22 protein-coding genes, 2 pseudogenes and 2 riboswitches are annotated in these 21,220 nt (G+C 39.0%); of the genes and pseudogenes, 6 read left to right on the top strand and 18 right to left on the bottom strand.

Translation table 11 applies throughout. The annotated features are described in order from the left end of the window. Positions 1-22: 22 nt before the first annotated feature. The 7 genes from EEJ45_RS03570 to comGA all read right to left on the bottom strand — a co-directional run bounded on the left by EEJ45_RS03570 (position 23) and on the right by comGA (position 4,388). On the bottom strand, positions 23-514 hold the full coding sequence (locus tag EEJ45_RS03570; RefSeq protein ID WP_124563409.1) for a shikimate kinase: 492 nt from the start codon (positions 512-514) through the stop codon (positions 23-25). Next, entirely contained in the window at positions 511-870 is a 360-nt protein-coding gene (comGG, locus tag EEJ45_RS03565) for a competence type IV pilus minor pilin ComGG (protein WP_124563408.1), read from the bottom strand. The genes EEJ45_RS03570 and comGG overlap by 4 nt, the downstream gene beginning before the upstream one ends. A 4-nt stretch (positions 871-874) precedes the next feature. After that, on the bottom strand, positions 875-1,297 hold the full coding sequence (locus tag EEJ45_RS03560) for a competence type IV pilus minor pilin ComGF (RefSeq protein ID WP_124563551.1): 423 nt from the start codon (positions 1,295-1,297) through the stop codon (positions 875-877). 275 nt (positions 1,298-1,572) lie between these two features. Continuing rightward, entirely contained in the window at positions 1,573-2,022 is a 450-nt protein-coding gene (comGD, locus tag EEJ45_RS03555; protein ID WP_124563407.1) for a competence type IV pilus minor pilin ComGD, read from the bottom strand. After that, positions 2,009-2,308, bottom strand: a complete 300-nt coding sequence (gene comGC / locus EEJ45_RS03550; protein WP_124563406.1) for a competence type IV pilus major pilin ComGC — start codon at positions 2,306-2,308, stop codon at positions 2,009-2,011. Before comGC ends, comGD begins: the two co-directional genes overlap by 14 nt. A gap of 12 nt (positions 2,309-2,320) precedes the next feature. After that, positions 2,321-3,358: a competence type IV pilus assembly protein ComGB gene (comGB, locus tag EEJ45_RS03545; protein ID WP_124563405.1), complete on the bottom strand. Its 1,038-nt coding sequence runs from the start codon at positions 3,356-3,358 to the stop codon at positions 2,321-2,323. Beyond that, positions 3,336-4,388 (bottom strand): competence type IV pilus ATPase ComGA, encoded by a 1,053-nt coding sequence (gene comGA / locus EEJ45_RS03540; protein WP_124563404.1) that lies wholly within the window; start codon positions 4,386-4,388, stop codon positions 3,336-3,338. Before comGA ends, comGB begins: the two co-directional genes overlap by 23 nt. Before the next feature lie 217 nt (positions 4,389-4,605). On the opposite strand from comGA, the gene EEJ45_RS03535 reads away from it, so the two are divergent. From EEJ45_RS03535 to EEJ45_RS03525, 3 genes and pseudogenes are all read left to right on the top strand, one after another. Further along, positions 4,606-5,292 carry a helix-turn-helix transcriptional regulator gene (locus tag EEJ45_RS03535; RefSeq protein WP_124563403.1) on the top strand — a complete coding sequence of 229 codons (687 nt, stop codon included), beginning with the start codon at positions 4,606-4,608 and terminating at the stop codon, positions 5,290-5,292. An 87-nt stretch (positions 5,293-5,379) separates the two neighbouring features. Continuing rightward, the gene (locus EEJ45_RS03530) at positions 5,380-5,622 is read left to right on the top strand and encodes a DUF2626 domain-containing protein (RefSeq protein ID WP_124563402.1); all 243 of its coding nucleotides are present in this window, start codon (positions 5,380-5,382) and stop codon (positions 5,620-5,622) included. 190 nt (positions 5,623-5,812) lie between these two features. Further along, a pseudogene (locus EEJ45_RS03525) lies at positions 5,813-6,084 on the top strand (cation:dicarboxylate symporter family transporter); the annotation flags it as partial. Positions 6,085-6,139: 55 nt separating this feature from the next. Here the strand turns inward: EEJ45_RS03525 and EEJ45_RS03520 are convergent. The 9 genes and pseudogenes from EEJ45_RS03520 to EEJ45_RS03485 all read right to left on the bottom strand — a co-directional run bounded on the left by EEJ45_RS03520 (position 6,140) and on the right by EEJ45_RS03485 (position 15,600). After that, positions 6,140-6,343 (bottom strand): DUF3912 family protein, encoded by a 204-nt coding sequence (locus EEJ45_RS03520; protein ID WP_124563401.1) that lies wholly within the window; start codon positions 6,341-6,343, stop codon positions 6,140-6,142. A 274-nt stretch (positions 6,344-6,617) separates the two neighbouring features. Continuing rightward, positions 6,618-7,088, bottom strand: a complete 471-nt coding sequence (locus EEJ45_RS03515; protein ID WP_124563400.1) for a hypothetical protein — start codon at positions 7,086-7,088, stop codon at positions 6,618-6,620. Positions 7,089-7,093: 5 nt separating this feature from the next. Next, positions 7,094-7,483 carry a group-specific protein gene (locus EEJ45_RS03510; protein ID WP_124563399.1) on the bottom strand — a complete coding sequence of 130 codons (390 nt, stop codon included), beginning with the start codon at positions 7,481-7,483 and terminating at the stop codon, positions 7,094-7,096. A 16-nt stretch (positions 7,484-7,499) separates the two neighbouring features. Next, positions 7,500-8,594 carry a CapA family protein gene (locus tag EEJ45_RS03505; protein WP_124563550.1) on the bottom strand — a complete coding sequence of 365 codons (1,095 nt, stop codon included), beginning with the start codon at positions 8,592-8,594 and terminating at the stop codon, positions 7,500-7,502. A gap of 140 nt (positions 8,595-8,734) precedes the next feature. Continuing rightward, on the bottom strand, positions 8,735-8,905 hold the full coding sequence (locus tag EEJ45_RS18295; RefSeq protein WP_164464188.1) for a hypothetical protein: 171 nt from the start codon (positions 8,903-8,905) through the stop codon (positions 8,735-8,737). 63 nt (positions 8,906-8,968) lie between these two features. After that, positions 8,969-9,242 (bottom strand): annotated as a pseudogene (locus tag EEJ45_RS18640) (NADP-dependent oxidoreductase); the annotation flags it as partial. 44 nt (positions 9,243-9,286) lie between these two features. Further along, complete coding sequence (locus EEJ45_RS03495) at positions 9,287-10,351, bottom strand: undecaprenyldiphospho-muramoylpentapeptide beta-N-acetylglucosaminyltransferase (RefSeq protein WP_124563398.1); 1,065 nt, start codon at positions 10,349-10,351, stop codon at positions 9,287-9,289. 60 nt (positions 10,352-10,411) lie between these two features. Continuing rightward, entirely contained in the window at positions 10,412-13,795 is a 3,384-nt protein-coding gene (gene metH, locus EEJ45_RS03490; protein WP_124563397.1) for a methionine synthase, read from the bottom strand. Beyond that, positions 13,792-15,600 carry a bifunctional homocysteine S-methyltransferase/methylenetetrahydrofolate reductase gene (locus EEJ45_RS03485; protein WP_124563396.1) on the bottom strand — a complete coding sequence of 603 codons (1,809 nt, stop codon included), beginning with the start codon at positions 15,598-15,600 and terminating at the stop codon, positions 13,792-13,794. Before EEJ45_RS03485 ends, metH begins: the two co-directional genes overlap by 4 nt. A gap of 82 nt (positions 15,601-15,682) precedes the next feature. After that, positions 15,683-15,793, bottom strand: a riboswitch (SAM riboswitch). A 166-nt stretch (positions 15,794-15,959) separates the two neighbouring features. Beyond that, a riboswitch (SAM riboswitch) is annotated at positions 15,960-16,071 on the top strand. A gap of 173 nt (positions 16,072-16,244) precedes the next feature. Between EEJ45_RS03485 and EEJ45_RS03480 the strand changes: the two genes are divergently transcribed. The 3 genes from EEJ45_RS03480 to EEJ45_RS03470 all read left to right on the top strand — a co-directional run bounded on the left by EEJ45_RS03480 (position 16,245) and on the right by EEJ45_RS03470 (position 19,199). Beyond that, positions 16,245-17,354, top strand: coding sequence for a methionine biosynthesis PLP-dependent protein (locus tag EEJ45_RS03480; RefSeq protein WP_124563395.1), 1,110 nt, complete (start codon positions 16,245-16,247; stop codon positions 17,352-17,354). Beyond that, positions 17,351-18,520, top strand: a complete 1,170-nt coding sequence (gene metC, locus EEJ45_RS03475) for a cystathionine beta-lyase (RefSeq protein WP_124563394.1) — start codon at positions 17,351-17,353, stop codon at positions 18,518-18,520. The genes EEJ45_RS03480 and metC overlap by 4 nt, the downstream gene beginning before the upstream one ends. A gap of 391 nt (positions 18,521-18,911) precedes the next feature. Further along, positions 18,912-19,199, top strand: coding sequence for an ArsR/SmtB family transcription factor (locus EEJ45_RS03470; protein ID WP_124563393.1), 288 nt, complete (start codon positions 18,912-18,914; stop codon positions 19,197-19,199). A 130-nt stretch (positions 19,200-19,329) separates the two neighbouring features. On the opposite strand, the gene EEJ45_RS03465 is transcribed toward EEJ45_RS03470, so the two are convergent. Both EEJ45_RS03465 and EEJ45_RS03460 read right to left on the bottom strand, forming a co-directional pair. Then, complete coding sequence (locus tag EEJ45_RS03465) at positions 19,330-20,448, bottom strand: class I SAM-dependent methyltransferase (protein ID WP_124563392.1); 1,119 nt, start codon at positions 20,446-20,448, stop codon at positions 19,330-19,332. Between the two features lies 1 nt (position 20,449). Further along, positions 20,450-21,079 carry an MBL fold metallo-hydrolase gene (locus EEJ45_RS03460; RefSeq protein WP_124563391.1) on the bottom strand — a complete coding sequence of 210 codons (630 nt, stop codon included), beginning with the start codon at positions 21,077-21,079 and terminating at the stop codon, positions 20,450-20,452. Positions 21,080-21,220 lie beyond the last annotated feature (141 nt).

The raw sequence follows: 21,220 nt of genomic DNA, 5'->3' as shown, positions 1-21,220 counted from the left end.
GATATTCCCAGTATGTCCGGCTTCACCTTTCTTTAATCAAGAAGGTGAGCTCTTCTACAATGTGTTCAATACATTTCCCGGTCGTATCAATTTGGTAGTGCGCCTGTTTATAGTACGCTTGCCTACTTTGAAAAAGCTCAATAAATGCGCTACGATCTTTTAATAATGGTCTTGATGTATCCCCTTGTAATCGATTAAAGATGTGTTCAACATCGCAGTATACGTATAATACTATTCCGTGCGTTAGCATCCATTCACGATTTTCCTGTTTTTGTACCGCACCTCCTCCAGTCGTAATAATAACAGGATCTTCTTGAATTGACTGCAGTGCTGCAGTTTCATATTGCCGAAATTTTTCTTCTCCTTCTTCTAGGAAAATATCACGTATAGCTTTACCAGTAAAAAGCTCCACTAACTCATCCGTATCGACAACCGGTATATTCCATTGCTTACTTAACGCCTTACCAATTGTGGTTTTTCCAGCTCCCATAAAGCCCGTTAAATACAATCTCATGTTCGTTCCTCCGACCAAATTAAAATCTGTTTTGTTTCTTTATTATAGCTGAAAACAGCTTTATATACGTGATTTTGTTTGGTGCGACACTCGACTCTGTATTTTGAAGAATCAATGGCTGCAAAGGTTACTTGACCCTCTTCATATACATAAGTATCTTTCACATGACCATTAACAATATCAGTATGTAAATCTGCAAGCGCTCGGTACATGATTATATCTAATGCTAATAGTGCTTCTCCCTCTTGATAAAACCTCTTTTCCATTAGCAAAATATTAGCCTGATGAATAAGCAAGGCAAGTAATATGAAAGAGAAAGCAATGGTAACCGGCATTACAAAACCGCGTTCCTTCACATAATCACTCCTTCTGAAACGTTGTTACCATACCTGTATGTATCTCCCCCTCATTATCCTCCGCTCTTATAACCAAATATGCAGGATAATATATATAAGTAATACTTTTTATACGTTGCAGCGCGATCTCATGACCTTTGTCTCCTACTTTCCGAATCACATTCATGCCCTGCATGACATGAGAAACTACGTTGCCAGTTTGATCTGTAAGTACAAGTCTTCTATCGTAAGTTTGTACATCTTGCGCTTCTCTAAATTCTATTTGTAATTGTTCTACATACAACAACCATTCTAATTCATTAAACGGAGCGCTTTTCTTAGATTGTACATGAAATAACGCAGGTGCAATTACAAAAAACAGACCTAATATGGAGAGACACATCACCATTTCTAACAAAGTAAAGCCTTGTTCACCTCTGACTGACATATGTGCATATCTTCCTTTCCCGCGCTTGCAGATCTCCCCACTTTACACATACTTTTTGTTTATCGTCCCAAAAGATTCGATATTGTTTTTCCTGTATCATCGATACATTTTGATAATGTGCGGATACTTCATTACGCAATGCTGCATAGGCATAATAGTGTTGCTTAACATGCTCTCTCTCCCGCAACACTATTATAATTTGAGGAAATACAACCATGCATAACCCCATTAATAAATTAAGCGCGACGAGCATTTCTAACAATGTAGTACCCCTGTCAGATCGAACTGTAATAAAAGCGCCCTTTTCCAAGATGAAACACAACCTTATATGTGCTTTTCTTGTAGGAGACATACATAGTACCTCCTCTCGCTATGTTGCCGTTCGCACTGTAAATAAGAGGAAGTGACAATGTTCCAAAGTGAACTTTAATATCTGCATCATAATCCCGCACCAATATTGCCACTGCCCCTTCACCGGTAATTACATAACGCGAATCAGAAGAAAACCAATGCAACCGATGTCGCATGTTATGACTCATGGCCGTCTGCTGCATAAACATAATATCCTTTTGCAATTGCTCCAAAAAATGCTCAATTACTCTTGTTTCGTACTTGGGATATAACCCAAATGACACTATGAGCAATATAGCTACAATACTTAATACAAGCAGGGTCTCCAAAAACGTGAAGCCCTGCTGCCTTTTACTAAGCTTACTCCGTATCACTTAAAGTAACTGCTCCTTCATCACTTACAACAATAACCTTACCATTCGGACATTTATCGGTAGAGATATAATCCCCGTCAACCAATTGTGCTGCTGTTGGCCATGTATTGTTCTCAAGTTGATACGCCTGCACCTGTGCCTCCGTAGATTTTACCAATGCTTCACATCCCTTAGCGTTTACACGCTCTCTCTGCTGAACAACACCTGGAATAATTAGAAGCAATAAAACAGAAATTACAACCAATACTAAAAGCATCTCCAATAAAGTAAAGCCTTTTTCATTCATACAGTTCACTCCCTATAAAGAATTCATCATTTGGAACATAGGTAGCATCATCGCCAAGTACATTAGAGCAACAATAATACCAATGCAGCAAAACAACATGGGCTGAATAATCATCATGAAACGATGTAAACGGTTTTCAAGCTTCTCTATGACAAGTTCGCTATATGCGCCTAATTCCTCTGCTAAATTAGCGTTGGCTTGACCATGAGACACAATATATGCCAGCTCAGGTTCATAGTAAGAGCGCTGCATTAAAATACGCTCAAGCGTTTCACCTTCTGCTAGCATCTTTGTCATCACCTTCGCCTCACATTGAAAGAACAGGTAATGTGGCTGTTTTTCCATCAATATAAATGCTTCACGTACCGATAATCCTCCTTGTAGTAAGCTACTGATTTGTACTGCAAAATAGTAAGAATTAAAGGACATAACAAAATCTTTAATGCCAGGAATGGCTAGCCAAATGTCCATACGCCTTCTTGGGGTCACTTTTCTAATACATATAAAGTATCCAACAACACCAAGACCACCTAAACCTACACATCCCAAACAAACATAAGGTAACAGATGCAACACCATGAAAATATAGTCTGATAAAGGAGAAGAAGACTGCATAGAACTATAAAGCAAGGAAAACTGAGGAACCAACACACCGTTAAATGCCCAGACCATAGCAAGCAGAAATAATAGAAGCATAAGTGGATACTGTAAAGATTTTTTTATTTTCTTTATATGCCCTTGCTTTCTTTCTAAAATCTTTCCTCCTTGTTGCAAGGCAAAAACAACGTCACCATGTAGCTCAGCGTAAAACATATATCCTAGCAAATCAGAATGAAATTGCAAATTACGGAATACAACATACAAACTGCTGCCCGTCTTCAATTCTTGAATTGCATGCTCCAGTTGTTGCTTTCGCTTCTCATGCATATACAGCTGCAAAAACTCCAGTGCATGTAAAAGAGCATAGCCTTTCTCCAGCAATCCACCAAGTTGCCGAAGCAACTCAGCCTGTTCGTGTAAACTCCACTTAGTTTTCTCTTTGAAGATCATCCGCTTCTACAAAACCAAGCGCATAGCCTTTTTGCATCATTTTCTGTAGTGTTGGATAGCTATACGTTCCCTTTATTCCTCGTGCTTCCAATAAAACTTGTTCCAAGTCTTTTCCGTAGAGCAGCTCATATACACTTAGACGACGGATTTTACGCATCTTTTTACAAAGGGGAGAACACTTTTCTCGACAAAACGGGCACGGTATTTCTACAAGACGTTGCGCAGCTACAGCAAGAAGCGCTTGCTCCACCTCAGCATGTGTAATGTGAAAGTCCAATAATCGAAGAACAGCTCCCTTCGCATCATTTGTATGCAATGTAGTCAGAACAAGATGACCTGTTAAACTCGCACGCACTGCTATCTTTGCTGTTTCCTCGTCCCGGATTTCACCTACCAAAATAATGTCAGGATCGTGACGAAGAATGGCCTTTAAGCCACTCGCATATGTGATACCAGCACGCTCATTAATTTGAATCTGGAGCATGCCATCTTTACGTTTTTCAATAGGATCCTCAAGTGTGACCACTCTGCGATTTAAGGTATGCTGTGCAGTATGTAGCAGAGAATACATGGTTGTCGTTTTTCCAGATCCTGTAGGACCTGTAAACACAATCAGTCCGTGTGAATAATGAAGAAGTGAAAGAAGTTTTTTAGCTGAATTGGGGAATAACGAGAGATGGGACAGCGGTTTAGTGGCTGCTTGCAGATGAACGCGAATTACCAAACTTTCTTGATTGAGTGTGGGAAGTGTGGATAAACGTAAATGAAGATTGGCGTAATGAGCATTGACTTCAAGAGCCCCATTTTGCGGTTTTCGTTTTTCACCAATGTCCATAGAAGCCAAAAATTTAAAATGTGAAATGAGTTTTTCTGCAAATGCTTTAGCAATCACATGCTTCTGAATTAAATCTCTATCTACCCTCATTTCAATCACAGCATCACGCTGTCTCGGTATCACATGAATATCAGATGCCTTTAACTCAAATGCCTCCTTAATAACCGTATCAGCAAATTGTTCAATGGTATTCATAGCATCGCCTCCTCTCTTTTATATATATCACAAATAAAGTAGAGGGAAAAATATATAAAACAATCTTTTATAATAGTCATTACAAAAAAAAGACCATAAACATTTACAATAAAAGCAACTTTAATTTTGAACAATTGATGAAATTTTGTAAATTTTTTCTATTACATATGTACTCTATATTATAATAGTACTATGCCTATCTAAGGAGGTAGTAGCAATGGATCAAGCTTTAAAAATTACAAACGTGCTGGCGGACCCAACACGTTATCATATTTATCAATATATTTCTAAAAAACATGGAGACGTAACTGTACAAGAAATTGCTGATGCGTTTGCTGTTCATCCGAATGTAGCACGCTTGCATCTTACAAAACTTGAAGATGTTCACATGCTTGTTTCTGATACACAAAAAACAGGAAAAGGAGGACGCCCAAGTAGAGTGTACCGCGTATCTACAACAGTTGTGCAGCTACAATTTCCATTTCGTGATTATCAAACACTATCAAAGATCGCAATTGAAGCATTAATCAGTCTTGGAGACCCTGGAAAACAAGCGCTATTTCAAGTAGGACAAAAATTTGGGCACGTAGCTATACAACAGCATATACTACAACATACTACTGAGCTATCTTTTGAGGATAAAATTAACATTGCTAAAGAAGCTTTTCATACAGCTGGCTTATCACCAGAGTTCAAAGTGAACAATGAGACAAAACAAGTGTTTTATCAAGTCTATAATTGTCCTTTTAAAGAACTAGCTACCACTACGCATGCAATTTGTGATATGCATGGTGCATTTATGGAGGGTGTGTTTCAAACATTATTTACAGATATCGACTTACAGCGTACTGATAGTATGTTACACAGCTGCAAATCCTGTAATTATCAGCTTTTAGCTCAATAAGAAAAACTGTTGTAAATGTTTACAATAGTAAGAAAAGTACCTTATAATAATAAATGATTATGCGTTCAAAAGGGGAGGGGGAAAAAGATGGACCGCATGTTTCGCGTTTTAGGGTTTTGGACAGGAATTTTCGCAGTAATGTTTTATCTAGGAGATATGCACGCAACAGCCCTTTTATTTTTCGGACAAACCGGCTTTTTTGTACTTTTAGGTTATTTAAAATTAACAGAGCGTATGTATATCTATGTGTTTGGCGCGTACTTAACTGTATTCTTTATCGGCTTTACCTACTATACAACGTTCTTGTTCACCCCTGGCGTAGGGCATTAAAAGAACAACACTAAAAGATACTGGGACAAAAGGTTTTTATCCAAAGAAAAATCCGAACTATTAGTCGAAATTCTCTACACAGAATTCGATTTAGTTCGGATTTTTCCTTTATGAATGTTCGTTATTCTCTATTCTTTCGGCTTTAGAGTTACATGATGCAGTTATGTCCCGACCTCTTTTTCTTTTCATTCTGTTAAATATTAGCAATTTCATGTTAGCTTCTTACGTAGAATTATTGGTGATGTTTGTGATTCACCTGGTATTAATTGCAGCAACAGGTCTAAACCCGGTTCAGTATGTAAAAAAGTATTCTCGGTGTGAGCATTTGCATTCACTTCTCGTACAGGCGCAGGTACAATGCCATTAAATATTGAAACGCAAACAAAGAAGCTCGGTGTATCTGAAGGAATTGCCGCATCCTTTGGCGTTTCCATCGGGCAAAATGGTTGTGGAAGTACTTTTATGTTATAGATGGATTGAAGGCGACATTACGGAGTATATAAAAGAGATTTCTCTTTTATATACCGTTTTTTTCACACCAATCATGAAATTGTGCAACATCCACATCTACTAAGACCAAATCCTTTAACTCAACATCTAAATACGTATAACCTACTTTCAATACGTATCCTGACGGCTTTTTTTTGTCAACAATCCCAAGTTGATTGCGATACGGTCCATGATTAATATATGCTTTTTGCCCTATAATATCAAAGTCCACGAGACTCACCTCTTATCCGTTCGTTATTTCTGTATATATATGATACAAACGGAGAAATAGTCCCTTATCAGCTATCTTTTTTCATACCATAACATTTTATTGAGATAATTTAATTTGAATAAGAATTAAAAAACCTACTATAGCTGAAATGGCTATGGTAGGGCAAAAAGTGGTATGCATACTATTGTTACCACCTCGTCTCTTCTGTCTAAAAGAGTATTAATTTTCTAAGTTGTATGGACGTGCCTTTTTACCTTTATATAAACCTTACCGGTTATAAATATAAACCAATCTTTCCATTTGTTATTCGTAACAAATGAGCATCCACTTCTTCCATTGTTAAATCAAAAATAGACATATCGCCAAGCATAGGAAATTCATATAATTGCTTTTCCATCTTCTTTATTATTTCTGATGTAAACATATCACTTGAGATGGCGCATTCTGTTTCCAGTATTACAATCAGATCCAAGATTTCAAAGCCAAGACCATTGATAAACGCAATGGCTTGGTGACGCATATCAGAACTACCTCTCACAGTATCCAGCCACTGCTGAAACAACTCTTCCCCTAAAAGCTCACATAATTCATCATCATGCTCACCGGATAATATTTCTTCATATCCATAATCATCTACGAGTTCCTCTATTTCCTCACGAGCTTCACATAATAATTGCTCTTTAGAAGCTTGTTTTTTAAAATCACTTTCCTGTACAACCTTCAAAAACAGTTTATTTCGCTCCATACGACTCACCTCGAATTATATATATGAATATTATTCAATAGATAATCACCTAACATACCAATATCACCTTGCACGATGTTCACTTCAGGTAAATGATAAAATGTGGTAGCTAGTTCATCATTATCATGACAAACCACAATAGATTTGCCCCATGCCAAAGCCATTCCCAATTCCGTGTGACTGCCTTTGCCCCCAGGAAGCAGCAAGATGAATACATCTGCCTCCTTCACAGCCGCTTTCTCAAGAACACCAATTTCTTTCAATCGCTTACTATCAGTTGCCTTCTTATTTTGGGTCCAATCATATGTATGAATCCAGCCAGCTTCTGTTAAGTGCAATGTCAACCTACGAACCATTTCTTGATTTGCAAATTCTGAGGCGATATAAAAGCGCATTCTCTCTCCTCCATTATCATTGACTATTCTTCTTGTTTATAATAGTCCCTTCAGCCGTTACTTCTACATCATATGAAATAGATTGCATATAGCGAAGCATTTGCTCTCGCTCTTGTCCATTCAACGGTTGAATTTGATTATTACGAATGACATAGGGCTGAAAAGACATCTTCTTTTCTTTTCCTTTAAACGTAATTGTAAGTACACCCGTTTCAGCCGAGTGACCACTCACATAATCAGGAAACAGAAAATTACCCAGTGAATAAGCTACAGGCATGTCACCGTAATATTCAAAACCTTGTAGCCAATGTGGGTGACTACCAATAATTACATCTGCCCCCGCTGCTTTCATTTGTGTTGCATATTCCTTTTGATACGGTGCTGGACGATTTGTTTTTTCCACACCCCAATGCATATAAACAATTAAATAGTCTGCATCACCTTTTTGCGCTCGAATAGTATTTGTTACTTTATTTAAGTCATATCCGCCAGCAACCCCTGGCTTGTCGCCAGTCGCAACCCATGCGCTGTCAGGCATAAAGCGAACGAAGGATAAGAATTTAAATTTCTTTCCTTTAATAACAACTTCTTTAGCTGTATAAGCTTCCGTTTCATTGCGACCAACACCTATATACTTAAAGCCCATGTTTTCTACATACTTAATCGTGTCGATCATACCTGCTTGTCCGTAATCAAGTGTATGATTATTACCTAATGAAACAATATCAAATCCTGTATTTTTAATAGCTTGTAATGTACTGGGATGACTTTTAATCCAAAACAATTGCCCAGGATACTTTTCGTTTCGTTCTGTAAAAGCACTTTCTAAATTGACAAATGCGTAATCAGCTGCTTCAATTTCCTTTTTCACGTATTGAAATGGATAATCTGCCCCATTTCGTTCAATAACAGGTCTAAGCTGCCAATCAAACATCGTATCACCTGCAAATGCAATAGAAATTTCCGCTTCTGATGGAGGAGGTGGAACCACTACTTGATCTTGCGCTTGTTTTGTAGGCTTAGCAACCGCCACAGCGTGTTGCTTTTGAGATACCATGATAAATAGGCCTATTCCACAAACTATGGTTAATGCAGAAATAATGCCTATCATAATCAATCGCTTCTTTTTTCTCCACTCACTTCTCATGCTTGCTCTTCCTCCTGGCTGTCTTTGAATATATTAATCATACAACAGGAGAGAAGCAGTATAAACAGAAAAAACGGAAGAAAATGTCCACTACAAGCAGGGCTTCATTTTTCCTCCGTTTTATTCTTTTCTAGTAAAATATTTAATTCAGCAATAATTTCTAAACGTTTTAACTTTCTTTCTCTTATAAATCGTTTAACAATGTGATATCCAATCCATAAAACACATAGCCCGATACAAGCAACGAGCATTATATTGTCATAAAATGCAAGCATATAGTCCTCCCGCTTAATGAATATGACACTTTATATCATTGTATCACATTTTTTTCAATTCAGATACTGAGATGCATAGCCTACAAGAAAGAGATTATTTTGCATCAGAGCACTATTGAGAAGCAAAGTTGTTTGTGTGCGCATACCGAGATCTGTTTTTTCTAAGTTATATAAAGCAATTTGTCCACAAATAGGAATACGTGCCCCTTTATTAATAAAACGTAGCACACGATCTGAGGTTTCACCGCCAACGTTATCAAAATATATGTCTATGCCATTTGGACAAGCAGCGTTTAAAGCATCCTTTAGAAGCGGTTTTATAATTAATTACCGAATCTGTAGAGTACGGCTACTTACAAAAATAACCCTGCAAACGCAGGGTTATTTTGATGCTTTTTCTATATATTCAATAATTTCTTTTAAACAACTAGACGCGGAATAGCCACGCATGTTTTCTTTATAACGAAGACGGTATCCATATACCTCATTCACAGACTGTAATAATGATGCTTCTGTTAGCTGTTCCTCCTGCAAAACGCGGCAATATCCCTTCTTCTCAAACGCTGCTGCATTTAAAATTTGATCGCCACGGCTAGAGGCCTTTGGAAGTGGAATTAAAATCATTGGCTTTTGCAATGTTAAAAATTCAAAAATTGCATTTGAACCAGCACGTGAAATCACCATGTCCGTAGCCGCCATAATGTCAGGCAATTCATCGCTTACATATTCAAACTGTTGATATCCTTTTACTTCATTCAATGACTCATCACGATTTCCTTTTCCGCAAAGATGCACAATTTGAAACATTTCAAGCAGTTGTGGCAATGCTTCGCGTACTGTTTCATTAATACGCTTTGCCCCTAGACTTCCGCCCATAATCGTAATGACTGGTTTTGTACTTGTGAATCCAAGATAGCGAAGACCGCTTTCGCGATTTCCTTTTAAAATATCCTCACGAATCGGAGAGCCAGTATGTACCGCCTTACCTGCCGGTAAATGTTTGATTGCTTCTTCAAATGTAACGAAAATTTTGGTGGCAAATCGAATCGCAATTTTATTAGCAAGCCCCGGCGTAATATCAGACTCATGAAGAAACACGGGAATACGGTTCATCCAGCCCGCAATCACAACAGGTACAGAAACAAAACCACCTTTTGAAAAAATAACATCGGGTTTGAGCTTACGAATTAAAAAGTAAGCCTCCGCTACCCCCTTCATTACAAGAAACGGGTCTTTAAAATTTTTCATATCAAAGTAACGACGCAATTTACCACTTGAAATTTCATGATAAGGAATACCTTCTTTTTCAATAATATCTTTTTCGATTCCTGTTTTAGATCCAATGTAGTGTATATTCCAGCCGCCCTCTTGCAGCTTAGGGATTAAGGCTAAATTTGGCGTTACATGACCGGCGGAACCTCCACCTGTAAATACGATTGTTTTCACTTTTGCAGCTCCTTTACTATAAACGTCCTATATCATTATAGTACATTTTTGCTGCAAACTTTACATTACACTAAAATATCTTGCTTCCGGATGTGAAAATACCATTGCCGTAACCGAAGCCTCAGGGTTCATCATATAACCGTCCGTCAATTCAACACCAATTTCTTCCGGACGTAGCAAACGAAACAATTTTTCTTGATCAGCAAGCTCCGGACAAGCTGGATAACCGAACGAAACTCGAATACCTCTATATTTTGCGCGGAAACGTTCCTCCATTGTCATACGCACCGAATCTGGAAAGCCCCAGCGGTCACGAATTAACATGTGCGTATATTCAGCCAAAGCCTCGGCCAATTCAAGCGCTAATGATTGAATGGTGTGACTGCGTAAATAATCTCCCTCTTGCTTCCACTTTTCAGCTACTTCTCGTACACCAGACCCGACAGTAACGGAGAAAAACGCTACGTAATCACGTTCTGTTGGATGTAAGTAGTCAGCAAGAGTGCGATGCGGTGTCTTTTGCTGACGAGGAAAAGTGAAGCTTTCAAGTAGTTTCTCTTGAGATGGATCATAGATATAAATATTCTGTCCATCTGCTTTAACAGGGAAAAACTGATATACAATTTGCGGACGAAGCCAAGTTTCTTCCTGTAGCAACTCATCAATAAGCGCATTTAATTCGACAGCCTTCTCATCTCCTTGTGCCAATAATTTTTGTACATTTCCTTTCACACCCAGATGATGCCCAAGGAGCATCTGCCTGTTTAAAAAAGGAGTAATATATGACACAGGAATATCTTTCATAACAACACGTTGCAATGTATGAGGATGCAATACTTCCGCTACTTCTAGTGGAACAGGTACATATTCTTCCGGTACTATCGCTACTGAAGGGGCAAGCGTTACTTTTTTCTCTCTTTTTTCTACCATTAGTTTTTCACGTTCATCAGGATGCTGTAAACGATTGACAAGATCAAGACCATTCATTGCATCACTTGCATATAAAACCAATCCTTCATAAGATGGTGAAATGCGTGTATCTGTAAACTTTCGTGTCAAAGCTGCTCCACCTACCAAAATCGGCATATGAATACCTGCTGCCTTTAGGTCCTCGGCTGTAGTAACCATCTGCTGTGCTGATTTCACCAGAAGACCGGATAAGCCAATAATATCAGGTTTATGCTCCTTCACTTGACGAATCAACTCATCCGAGCGAATATTAATACCCAAGTTAACGATTTCAAAGCCATTGTTTGCTAAAATGATCTCAACAAGATTTTTTCCAATATCGTGTACATCTCCTTTGACTGTTGCCAGTACAACCTTTCCTTTCTTTTTCACATCTCTTTGCTCCATATGTGGTTCCAAATAGCTTACCGCTGCCTTCATACTTTCTGCACTTTGCAGCACTTCCGCCACAATGAGCTCATTATTGTTAAACAAACGCCCTACTTCATCCATGCCTGACATAAGCGGTCCATTGATAACATCAAGCGGCTTCCAACCTTCATCTAAAGCGATTTGCAAGTCATCAAATAAACCTTGCTTTGTTCCCTCTACAATATAATTTGCTAATCTTTCCTCCAGTGTAAGTGTTTCTTGCACCTCAACACTTTTCTGCTTTGCAACGCGGTAAAAGGATGTAAACTCTTCCAACGTCTCTTGATTTGTTTGAAATAGCAAGCGGTCTGCCAATGCTTTTTCTTCATCTGAAATAGAAGCATAGCGCTCTAGCTTTTCAGTATTAACGATTGCATAGTCAAGACCAGCTTTTGTCGCATGATATAAAAATACAGAATTTAAAACCTCTCGCCCAGCGGGTGGCAATCCAAATGAAATATTACTAACACCAAGTATTGTTAAACATTCCGGCAACGCCTCTTTTATTAACCGCAAGCCTTCTACAGTCGCTAGAGCTGATCCTATATATTCTTCATCACCTGTTCCGACTGGAAATACAAGTGGGTCGAAAATAATATCTGAAGGTCTTACACCGTATGTTTCAGTCAACAATTTATAACTTCTTAATGCGATTTCCAATTTTCTCTCCGCAGTGACCGCCATTCCGATTTCATCAATCGTCCCTACTACAATTGCAGCACCGTATTTATGCACAAGCGGAATTACCTTTTCAAAGCGCTCCTCTCCGTTTTCGAGATTAATAGAATTTAAAATCGCTTTACCTTGGATATACGTAAGTGCACGTTCCATGACGTCTTCATCAGTAGAATCAATAACAATGGGAACCTTCAGCATTTTGGTCACAGTTTGTAAAAACTTTTCCATATCTTCTTTTTCATCGCGATCAGGATCTGCCATACAAATATCGATGACATGGGCACCCCGCTTCACTTGTGCCCTAGCTATTTCTGCTGCTTCTTCGAATTTGCCCTCAGCGATTAAACGTTTGAATGCTCGAGAGCCAATAACATTGGTGCGTTCACCTACAAAAAGCGGACGCATGGAATCTTCATATTGTAGGCTCTCGAGGCCGCTTACAGCATGACCTTGTCTTACTTTTTTGGTTCTCGGCGAAAGCGATACAAGCTCCTGCTTCATTGCACGAATATGAGCGGGTGTAGTCCCGCAGCAGCCCCCAACAATATTTATCCAGCCTTCTTCTGCGAATGCTTTCACTTTTTTTGCGAGCGATTGCGGCGATTCATGGTAATGACCGTCTTCGTCTGGCAAACCTGCATTGGGATAACAAGAAATATAACTTTCCGATACCTCGTTCAAAGTTCTGATATGATCACGCATAAATTCGGGACCAGTCGCACAGTTCAGACCAACCGCGAGTGGTTTTAAGTGTTCAATAGATAAGTAGAAGGCTTCTATACTTTGACCCGCAAGTGTCGTTCCCATCGGTTCAATCGTACCTGATATCATAAGAGGCACCGTAATACCCGTTTCTTCAAATGCCTGGCGTATCCCAATTGATGCAGCCTTTACGTTGCGCATATCTTGGCTTGTTTCTACAAGCAATACATCCACACCGCCCCGCAATAAACCAAGCGCTTGTCGCATATATGCCTGAATAAGCTCTTCAAATGAAACACCACCTGTTACGCTAATGGCTTTTGTTGTCGGTCCCATTGCTCCTGCCACAAAGGCTTCTTTTCCCACTTCAGCAACTGCTTGTTTGGCAAGTTTGGCTGCTAATTCATTTAATTCCTCATCTAAATGAGATAAATGATAGTCGCTTAATACAATATTAGTAGCTCCAAATGTATTGGTTTCAATAATGTCGGCACCCGCTTCTAAATATTCTTTATGGATGGATAAAATAATATCTGGCCTTGTTTTTACAAGATATTCATTACATCCTTCATATACTTCGCCACCAAAGTCGTCTGCTGTTAAATCATATTGTTGAATCATTGTTCCCATTGCGCCATCAAGAATTAAAATTCGTTCCTGCAATGCTTGTTCAATCCTGCTCATACGTTCGCCTCCTGTTGTATTTTTGCATATTGCACAAGCTCTTCCGTTAGCTCGTAACGCAGAAAAGGCGTAATCAAATAGATTCCATGAAACATTGTTACTGCAGCATCCAACAGCTCTTTGGAAATGGCCAAGCCCTCTTGTATAGCTCGCTGCGGCTGGCAATCCATCCTTTGCCTTACGTTTTCAGGAAGGGTGATGCCCGGCACCTCATAATGTAAAAAGTCTGCATTTCTCTTACTGACCAGCGGCATGATTCCTATGAAAATAGGTACTTTTATATGTCTCGTTGCTTCGTAGGTTCTTAGAAGTGTTTCCACATCATATACAGGCTGTGTAAGGAAATAATCTGCGCCAGCAGCAATCTTCTTTTCCATTCTTTTTACAGCAGCATCGATATGTCGTACATTTGGATTAAATGCAGCAGCCACTGAAAAAGAAGTAGCATCGCCAATTGATTTGCCAAGAGGTGATTTTCCTTGATTCATTTGTTTCATCATAGAAATAAGTTCGAATGAGGAAACATCATAAACAGACGTGGCTCCTGGAAAATCGCCGACACGAGCTGGATCTCCCGTCAAAGCAAGCACCTCATTCATACCGAGGGAAGCAAGACCCAGTAAATGGGACTGTAAACCAATTAAATTGTGATCTCGACATGTTAAGTGTGTTAACACAGGTATGTTCTGCCTCATTAGCATCGTGCCAAGCGCCATGTTAGAAATACGTGGACTGGCTAATGAATTATCAGCGAGAGTAATCGCATCAGCTCCTGCTCGTTTTAACGCCTTTGCTCCTTCAAAAAAGCGACTCGTATCCAAAGTTTTAGGAGGGTCTAACTCAACGATAATTGTTCTTTCCTCTTTTGCCTTTGCAGATAAACCCTTTCCTGTCTGACGGGAACGAGTCTCTGCTATGGTAATGATATTTCTTCTCTCTACCTCTTTCCTTAAGACTGGTACTTGTTGTAACGCTTCTCTCATCGCCCGAATGTGTGCAGGTGTAGTACCACAGCAACCACCAATCAGTTTGACACCTTGATTGGCGAATTGATTGACCATATCTTTAAAGTATTCAGGTGTTCCCTCATACACATATGTACCATCTACATATTTAGGAAGACCTGCGTTCGGGTAGGCAGAAAGATGCCCCTTCTTTGGAAGTGGAACATAGGTCAACGATTCAATCATATGAAGCGGTCCCAATCGACAATTTAGGCCCGCAACATCAGCGCCAGATTGAAATAGTTCAGCAAATACATCTTCAATATATCTTCCGCTTTGTGTCAAGCCAGCCTCATGTAAAGTTACCTGCGTAATAATCGGCACATCTGTTCTTGATCGCAAAATACGTAGAGCCCGTACCAATTCCCTTTCGTCATAGAAGGTTTCCAGAATAAGCCCATCCACACCTTCCTCAAGCAAAGCATACGCTTGCTCAAGCAACATAAACTCACGTTCTGCTTCTGTTGTTATCATGGCTCCCGTATGCTTCACGCCGCCAATCGTTCCAAGGATATAAGCACCCTCTGCACCGACTCTAGCGTTTCTAACCGCAGCTCTATTAATGGCAACAACCTGCTCCTCCAAGCCATATGCGCGCAATTTCCCTTCATTAGCACCATATGTATGCGTTTGGATAACCTCTGCTCCTGCATCTCTATATTGACGATGTATATCAATGATGCGCTCTGGTTGTTCTAGATTGAGTTCTTCCAAGCAACTCTGCAATCCATGAGAATGGAGCAATGTTCCTATGGCTCCATCACCTAGTAAGATACCTTCCTCAATTCTTTTTCGTAACATTCATCGCACCCCTTTTTGTAGGGCAAATGATTTCACAAAAAATCCTCTCCTTTATGAAAGGAGAGGATTCGGAAACATCCGCCCCTTATCACGCAAAACTTGTTGTTTTGCAGGTTGTAGCACCGTTTCAAACAATTCGTTTGAAGGTTGCCGGGCTTCACAGGGCCTTTCCCTCCGCCGCTCTCGATAAGAGTTTGATACAACTTATGCGCTTTTCATGATAATTTAGCATATTCGCTTTTTAGAAGTCAATAAAAATAAGCAGAATTATTTTTAAATTTTAAATTAACAAAAAAATCATTGCTTTTTTCTAGGTATTAAGTATACAGTATAAAAAAGACTTCGAACTTCATATGTATTTCTTATCCAGAGAGGTGGAGGGACTGGCCCTTAGATACCTCAGCAACCATTAACAATTCTGTTAAAAAGGTGCTAACTCCAGCAAATTCAAAGGAATTTGACAGATAAGAAGAAGCGTATTCTGCATCAAAAGCCTTCTTCTTTAGAAGGCTTTTTTTATGTTAGATTGTGTTTTAATAATTGGCAATTGTTGATGTAGAGGAGGGAGACTCCTGCGCAACGCGAACACCTGTAACGAAAATCAACAACGAACTAGAAAACCTTATATTAAAGGGGGAGAAAATATGAGACAGGAAACAAAGTTGGCTCAAATTGGAAATAGAAGTGAACACACTACAGGAACTGTGAGCGCTCCTATTTACTTATCTACAGCCTACAGACATGAAGGAATTGGCAGATCAACCGGATATGACTATACGCGTACAGGCAATCCAACGCGTGAGATTCTCGAGCAAGCCATTGCAGAGCTGGAACACGGAGATAAAGGGTTTGCCTGTAGCTCAGGTATGGCAGCTATTCTTCTTGTACTTTCTTTATTTAAATCTGGAGAGGAATTGATTGTATCAGAAGACTTATACGGCGGTACTTTCCGCTTATTTAATGATTTAGAAAACAGATGGAACATTCGATGTAGATATGTATCAACTCATGATCTACATCATATCGAGGAAGCCATTACATCAAACACAAAGGCTATTTTCATTGAAACACCTACTAACCCACTCATGGAAGTCACAGACCTTTCCGGCGTAGCTGACATTGCGAAAAGATATAATTTACTGCTCATAGTTGATAATACCTTTTACACACCGGTGCTACAGCAGCCTATCTTGCTTGGTGCCGACATTGTCATTCATAGTGCTACAAAATATTTAGGAGGGCATAATGATGTATTGGCTGGTCTTGTTGTAGCGAAAGGAGCAGCACTTTGCACGGCACTCGGTCATTTTCATAACGCTTCCGGTGCTGTTTTAAGTCCCTTTGACTCTTGGCTTTTAATGAGAGGCATGAAAACTCTAGCACTGCGCATGAAGCAGCATGAAGAGAACGCAAAAGCCTTGGTTTCTTTCTTGCAATCTTCCGCATCAGTAACAGATGTCCTGTACCCTGGCAAAGGGGGAATGATTTCGTTTCGTTTACAACACGAAGAATGGATTGACCCATTTCTGCAGTCTCTGTCTCTAATCACATTTGCAGAAAGTCTAGGTGGTACGGAAAGCTTTATTACATATCCGGCTACTCAAACACATGCAGATATTCCTGCTGAGGTGCGGCTACAACGTGGTGTATGCAATCGTCTTCTTCGCTTTTCGGTGGGCATTGAGCATGTTGAGGATTTGATACAAGATTTAACGCACGCACTTTATCTTGTACACGAGGAGGTTCAAATATGAGCAACTTATCCTTTGATACGCGCTTATTGCATAATAAACATAAATTTGATTCACAAACAGGTGCTGTCAGTGTACCTATTTATCAAACGTCCACTTTTCATCAAATAAATCCCGATACATTTGGCAAATACGATTATAGTCGTTCCGGAAATCCTACTCGCGAAGCTCTAGAAGAGGTAATTGCCGATCTTGAAGACGGTGTGAAAGGATTTGCATTCTCATCAGGTATGGCTGCTATCTCAACTACCTTTTTGCTCCTATCACAAGGAGATCATGTTCTCATTTCTGAAGATGTATACGGCGGAACCTTTAGAGTTGTAACAGAAGTACTGGCACGTTACGGTGTAGAGAACACCTTTGTTGATATGAGTAATTTACAAGCTGTAAAAAACGCAATTAGGCCAAATACAAAAGTACTATATGTAGAAACTCCTTCCAATCCACTTTTAAAAGTCACCGACTTAGCTGCTGTATGTCAAATTGCTAAAAAACACGGCGCTTTGACCTTTGTAGATAATACCTTTATGACACCTTTGTATCAGCGTCCCTTATCTCTAGGAGCTGATGTAGTCTTACACAGTGCAACAAAATTTATTGCTGGGCATAGCGATGTAACTGCGGGTTTAGCTGTGGTAAAGGATGCATCTTTAGCAAAACAACTCGGCTTTTTACAAAATGCTTTCGGTGCAGTGCTCGCGCCACAAGATGCCTGGCTCGTACTTCGCGGGCTGAAAACATTACAAGTTCGCTTAGAGCGAAGTGCACAAAATGCATCAGCTATGGCCGCCTATCTCGATCAACATCCGAAAATAAAGCATGTACATTATCCGGGGCTTACTCATCATCCAGGCTATGACGTACACCAACGTCAAGCATCACATCCCGGTGCTGTTCTTTCCTTTGAATTGCACGAAGAAATATCTCTAAACTCATTCTTATCATGTATTACACTGCCAGTCTTTGCTGTGAGTTTAGGCGCTGTTGAATCTATATTATCTTACCCAGCTAAGATGTCTCACGCCGCTATGTCTGTGGAAGAACGAGAAAAACGAGGCATCTCATCGAATTTGCTTCGTTTATCTGTTGGCTTAGAACATATTGATGATCTTGTATGTGACTTTGAAAATGCTTTTGAGAGAACAAAAAGTCACATTCAATTATCCTAACAAAAAACATATCTTCTATAACAATCAAGAGATACAAGCAGTTGCTAAAGAAGTATTTTCGCAACTGCTTGTATTATGGCACTATATAAAGAACAAAAATTATGCTACAATGTTATTTATATAAGTACATTTATATCTTCTTTTTAAAAAATTAACTGTATTTGATTAGGTTTGAAAAATGCATCAACAGGAGCCTTGTAAATCAATTTCCAAATCTGAATAGAGTTAAGAAAAAAAGTCTATGACTGCAGGTACTTATATGATTACACAGCAATCTCTTTCTTTACATTATCTTTACGTTTGGTCAAAAGATTTGCAAAGGAGATTCTTTTTACCTTACAATTTTTTGTATATCTTAATGTCAAGAGCATATACGGAGGTGTAAAAGCAAATGATTGAAACATTCGAAAATGAAGCCAATTTATTTGAAGAAAATGCTGAGATGTTGAAAGTACTGGCTCATCCCGTTCGCCTTTGTATTGTGAAGGGATTAATTGAAAAAGGGGCATGTAATGTATCAACCATGTATACAAGCCTTGACATGCCACAGTCTACCATTTCACAGCACTTAGCTAAGTTAAAAAGCTCTAAAATTGTTACGAGTGAGCGAAAAGGTTTAGAAATCTTTTATAGTGTTGATAACGAAAAAGTAACACAACTTATAAAGATATTATTTTAATTAGGGGAAAGGTAAGCAGCATTTATAAAATGTTGCTTTTCTTATGTGAAAAATTAAATAGGGCCCTTGTTTTATATGTAAAAAGTGCGGCATTTGCCGCGCTTTTTACATACTACTTGTATATGGTCGCTCATAAAGATGCATGACGCATTTCATCAGTCATAGCTATAAACAAATCATGGTAACCTTCTAGTTTCTTCCCCATAATCGCTATTTGAAAGGCGTCACTTATACCACCTGTTAGCAAGGATCGCACCGCTCGATTATGAGTACTTACTGTAGAAAACGGGTCTAAATCAACATGATCAATCAACTGTTCGAGGATACCTGTCGCAAGCAAAAATGTTGTTTGTTTAACACGAAGCAGCGTTTCCATTTGATTTTCTGCTGCAACTGACTGCAGACCATCCCAATGTATATGCGTCGTCAAATCCATATCCCCTGGATATAACAATGGATTTGAAATCAATTGATGCTTATAATATCCTCGTAAGCTTCCTTGGCGATGAACAGTCTCACACCATTCTTCATTGGTATAGCCATAGTCTACAGTGATAAATAGCCCCTGCTGCAAGACACGGCCGATTTCAGCAATATAAGATTTCATCGCAAGAGGCACTTCCATTCTTTGTCCATACTTCAACTTGAGATCTTGCTTTTGTAAATAAGATATAACCTCTGGATTCTCTAATACAATAGCACGCTCTATCAGTTGCTGTTGTTCATTAAAAGTGATATATATTTCAAACAACTCATCTTGCTGTTCCACAACATGGACAGGAAATGCATCAAACAGTTCATTTGCAAACACAATTCCTTTAAAGCTATCTACTTCTTGGATAGATGTGCACCAGCGTACGCCTAAGTCTACTAATCTCTCTTGTTGCAACGTTCGATGATACGGACTAACTTCCACCATTATATAAGTTAAAGTTTTATAGGTTTGCGGGGAAATACGTTGCCATTCCGTTAGCACATCATATGCAAATTGTCCTGTTCCCCCACCTATTTCACAAATAACAGGGGAAGTGACATTGGCTTCTACTAACGAAACAAAAAATTTAGCCCATTGCTTTGCAAATATGGATATATTACTACTTGTATAAAAATCACCTTGTTTTCCAATCTTCTGTTTGTATTTCATATAATAACCAAAAGCGGGATCATATAATGCTTTTTCCATAAAATCTGCGTACGAAATAGCCTGCAATTTACTTGCTTTAATCCCCTCTATAATTGCTTGCATCATGTTACGCATTTAAAAATGGATTATGTTGTTTTTCAAATCCAATGGTTGTTTCCGGTCCGTGTCCGCACATTACAACGGTATCATCAGGCAAGGTAAAAAGTTTCTCTTCAATACTTAACACCAATTCATGAAAGCTACCGCCACGTAAATCCGTACGTCCTACGCTCATTTGAAATAAGACATCACCAGAAAATACTACACCTGCTTCTTTACAATAATACGATACACTTCCAGGGGAGTGACCCGGTGTCTCAAGAACCTCAAAAGTAAAATCACCTATTTTAAGCGTGCTTTCTTCCGTAATTATACAATCTGCAGCCTTTGCTGTAATACTTCCCTGTCCAAAATAGTTAGAACCATTAAGAGTTGCATCCGCCAGCCAATCTTGCTCAGCTTCATGCACATACACAGGGATAGAGAAAGCATTTCTCACCTCATCCACAGCACCAATATGATCAAAGTGTGCATGAGTCAGTAAGATCGCTAATGGATGTAAATGATGCTTTCGTAAATAAGTAATAAGACGTTTCCCTTCACTACCTGGATCAAAGACAATACATTGCCCCTGTTCATTATGTAAGATATATGCATTGGTTTGCAATGGACCTAACGGCAATTGTCTCCATTTCATATGTATCATTTCCTCCTTTTTTTACTGCTCTACCTTCTTCTTCATGATACAACATTTTGCAAAATGTACAAATAAGTGTTGTATTCGCTTTCCGTTAACCCTCGACATTTGAAAATGTAAGTTGTACAATAATAAAAGAAG

Source organism: Ectobacillus antri (assembly GCF_003852715.1).
Classification (GTDB): Bacteria; Bacillota; Bacilli; order Bacillales; family Bacillaceae_G; genus Ectobacillus; species Ectobacillus antri.
This window is presented reverse-complemented; position numbering and strand designations above follow the sequence as displayed.

Bases quoted from the DNA above. Each gene is read 5' to 3' on its own strand.
- EEJ45_RS03570 (WP_124563409.1), bottom strand. From the start codon at position 514: ATGAGATTGTATTTAACGGGCTTTATGGGAGCTGGAAAAACCACAATT.
- EEJ45_RS03560 (WP_124563551.1), bottom strand. From the start codon at position 1,297: ATGTCAGTCAGAGGTGAACAAGGCTTTACTTTGTTAGAAATGGTGATG.
- comGC (WP_124563406.1), bottom strand. From the start codon at position 2,308: ATGAATGAAAAAGGCTTTACTTTATTGGAGATGCTTTTAGTATTGGTT.
- comGB (WP_124563405.1), bottom strand. From the start codon at position 3,358: ATGATCTTCAAAGAGAAAACTAAGTGGAGTTTACACGAACAGGCTGAG.
- comGA (WP_124563404.1), bottom strand. From the start codon at position 4,388: ATGAATACCATTGAACAATTTGCTGATACGGTTATTAAGGAGGCATTT.
- EEJ45_RS03535 (WP_124563403.1), top strand. From the start codon at position 4,606: ATGGATCAAGCTTTAAAAATTACAAACGTGCTGGCGGACCCAACACGT.
- EEJ45_RS03530 (WP_124563402.1), top strand. From the start codon at position 5,380: ATGGACCGCATGTTTCGCGTTTTAGGGTTTTGGACAGGAATTTTCGCA.
- EEJ45_RS03515 (WP_124563400.1), bottom strand. From the start codon at position 7,088: ATGGAGCGAAATAAACTGTTTTTGAAGGTTGTACAGGAAAGTGATTTT.
- EEJ45_RS03510 (WP_124563399.1), bottom strand. From the start codon at position 7,483: ATGCGCTTTTATATCGCCTCAGAATTTGCAAATCAAGAAATGGTTCGT.
- EEJ45_RS03505 (WP_124563550.1), bottom strand. From the start codon at position 8,594: ATGATAGGCATTATTTCTGCATTAACCATAGTTTGTGGAATAGGCCTA.
- EEJ45_RS18295 (WP_164464188.1), bottom strand. From the start codon at position 8,905: ATGCTTGCATTTTATGACAATATAATGCTCGTTGCTTGTATCGGGCTA.
- metH (WP_124563397.1), bottom strand. From the start codon at position 13,795: ATGAGCAGGATTGAACAAGCATTGCAGGAACGAATTTTAATTCTTGAT.
- EEJ45_RS03485 (WP_124563396.1), bottom strand. From the start codon at position 15,600: ATGTTACGAAAAAGAATTGAGGAAGGTATCTTACTAGGTGATGGAGCC.
- EEJ45_RS03480 (WP_124563395.1), top strand. From the start codon at position 16,245: ATGAGACAGGAAACAAAGTTGGCTCAAATTGGAAATAGAAGTGAACAC.
- metC (WP_124563394.1), top strand. From the start codon at position 17,351: ATGAGCAACTTATCCTTTGATACGCGCTTATTGCATAATAAACATAAA.
- EEJ45_RS03470 (WP_124563393.1), top strand. From the start codon at position 18,912: ATGATTGAAACATTCGAAAATGAAGCCAATTTATTTGAAGAAAATGCT.
- EEJ45_RS03465 (WP_124563392.1), bottom strand. From the start codon at position 20,448: ATGATGCAAGCAATTATAGAGGGGATTAAAGCAAGTAAATTGCAGGCT.
- EEJ45_RS03460 (WP_124563391.1), bottom strand. From the start codon at position 21,079: ATGAAATGGAGACAATTGCCGTTAGGTCCATTGCAAACCAATGCATAT.